At 69.5% G+C, this 2,623-nt stretch carries 1 protein-coding gene and 1 pseudogene; one reads left to right on the plus strand and one right to left on the minus strand.

Annotated features, from left to right (window positions below):
- On the plus strand, positions 1 to 2,061 hold a 2,061-nt coding region (locus GJV64_RS13535), incomplete at its 5' end, for a translocation/assembly module TamB domain-containing protein (protein ID WP_164157895.1).
- Here the strand turns inward: GJV64_RS13535 and GJV64_RS13540 are convergent.
- Positions 2,055 to 2,623, minus strand: a pseudogene (locus GJV64_RS13540) (amino acid dehydrogenase); the annotation flags it as partial. The gene GJV64_RS13535 and the pseudogene GJV64_RS13540 overlap by 7 nt on opposite strands.

Raw genomic sequence — 2,623 nt, forward strand, 5'->3', positions numbered from 1 at the left:
CTCGTCAAGCTGGGCGGCCGCGGTGTCAGCCTGCCGCTGGCCACCCCGGTCAGCATCGAGCGGCTCGACATCGAAGGCCGGCTGCGGCTGGCCGAGGATGGCCCGGCGCTGGACGGCACGCTGGCGCTGGCTGGGCTGGAGCGCGGCAGCCTGATCGTGGAGCGGGCCGATGGCCGCATCGCCTTGGCTTCTGGGCGCGGCACCGCCAGCCTCGCCATCTCCGGTGACAGCGGCGCCCCCTTCCATGTCGCGCTCAAGGCCAATGTCACTCCGGACCGTTGGGCGATCGACGGCGACGGCGACTATGATGGCCGCAAGGCGCGGCTTGATGGCCCGGCGGTGATCAACCGCGATGCCGCCGGCTGGCACCTCGCCACCACGCGGCTGGTCAGCGGCGAAGGCAATGCCATCCTGGCCGGTGACTGGGGCGACCGCTGGCGGCTGGCCGCCACGCTGGAGCGGGTGTCGCTGGGCCTCGTCAGCCTCGCCTACCCGTCCGTCGACCTGAATGGCCGCATCTCGGGCGACCTGTCGCTGGAGCAGGCGCCGGGCGGTGTACCGCAGGGCCGGCTGGCGCTGCGGTTGAATGGCCTGTCCCGATCCAGCATCGCCAGCACGTCCAGCCCCATCGATGTCGGCCTCAACGCCACGCTGGCCGGCAGCGGCAGCGTCTTGAAGGCGGTGATCGTGCGGGCCGGCAAGGTGGAGGGCCGCGTCCAGGCCCGGCTCGGTGCCGTCGCATCTGGCGAGTCCGGACTGGTGGAGCGACTGGCCGATGCCCGCGTCGAGGGGCAACTGCGCTATGCCGGACCAGCGCAGGATTTCTGGGGGCTGACCGGGCTGACCGCTCTTGATGTGCGTGGCCCATTGCAGGTCGCCGCCGATCTGTCGGGCACGCTGGGCGATCCGCGCGTTGCCGGGCGGCTGCGCGTCACCGGCGGGCGGGTTGAGGCGCCGCTGCTCGGTGCGGTCGCCACGGCAGTTGCGGCCGAAGCCCGTTTCACCGCCTCGCGGCTGGAGTTCATCAACTTCACCGGCACATCAGGCCAGGGCCGCATCAGCGGGGCGGGCACCATCGATCTCAGCTTCGATCGGGGCTTTCCGATGGACATCCGCATGACCGTGACCAACGCCGCCATATTGGGCCGCGATGACATGACCGCCACCGGCAGCGGCAACATCAGGATCGCCACCGACGAATATGGCGGCGTCGTCTCCGGCACGCTCGACCTGTCGCGCGCCACCTATCAGGTGGGCCGCACCTCGGTGGCCGACGTGCCGGTGATGGTGGTGACCGAACGCAACACCCGCCTGCTCGGACGCCGGGTGGTGCAATATGTGCCGCCCACCCGCTGGCTCTACAATCTCACCATCAAGGCCAATAATCGCCTGATGGTGAACGGCATGGGCATCGCGTCCGAATGGCAGGCCGATGTGCGGCTGCGCGGCGCGGCCAATGCCCCGGAACTGTTCGGACGGGTGCAGCTCGTGCGCGGCGATTATGATTTTGCCGGCAAGCGCTTCCAGCTGACCCGTGGCGACATCCGCTTCCTGGGCGGCTATCCGCCCGATCCCGTGCTGGCGGTGACGGCGGAAAACTCCGGCAACGGCTTCACCGCGCTGCTCACCATCGAAGGCACCGCCCAGCGCCCGCAGATCAAGTTCAGCTCTGTGCCCGCGCTGCCGGAAGACGAGGTACTGAGCCGGGTGCTGTTCGGTGCGAGCATAACCGATCTGTCGGCGCCCGAAGCCATCCAGCTGGCTGCCGCGCTGACCTCACTGCGTGGCAGTGGCGGTTTCAACCCCATCGGCGCGGTCAGCAAGGGCCTGGGCATCGACCGGCTGCGAATCCTGCCGGCCGACCAGGCCAGCGGTCGCCGCACCACCTTTGCCGCCGGGCAATATCTGGGCCGCAATGTCTATGTGGAACTCGCCACCGACGCGCAGGGCTATACCGCGACCTCGATCGAGATCGGGCTGACCCGCTCGCTGTCGGTGTTGAGTTCGGTCGCCACGCTGGGCGGCACGGCGGCCGGCGTGCGCTGGAAACGCGATTACTGATCGCGCCCGATCAATGCTTGCGCCATGGAATCGGCCACCGCGTTGGTCGGCCGGCGACTAGCATCCGCCTCGGCAAACAGTGCAGCCAGCCGCGGCCCGATGGCATCGATCTGTGCCGTCACCTCGTCAAGCGTTGTCGGCTGGCGGCCGCTGCGGTGCAGATATTCGGCCACCACGCTGATGATGCCGCCGGCGTTGATGACATAATCCGGCGCATAGAGAATGGAGCGCCGCGCCAGCCGGGCGCCATCTTCAGGCGTCGCCAGCTGGTTGTTGGCGGCGCCGGCAACGATCGCACAATCAAGGGCAGCGATGCTGGCTTCGTTCAGGATGCCGCCCAGCGCGTTGGGGCTGAAGACGTCCGCCGGTTCGGCCAGTATCGCGTCCACCGCCACGGCGCGGGCACCGAGCGCTGCCGCCAGCCGGGCGGCATGGCCGGCATCAAGGTCTGCCAGCGTGAGCCGCGCGCCGGCCTGGGCCAGCATCTGCGCCAGCGCACCGCCCACCTTGCCCAGCCCCTGTACGTTGATGGCAAGGCCCTTGAGGTCGGCGCGGCCCAGGC

The sequence above is a fragment of the Sandarakinorhabdus rubra genome, assembly GCF_010994245.1.
GTDB lineage: Bacteria > Pseudomonadota > Alphaproteobacteria > Sphingomonadales > Sphingomonadaceae > Sandarakinorhabdus > Sandarakinorhabdus rubra.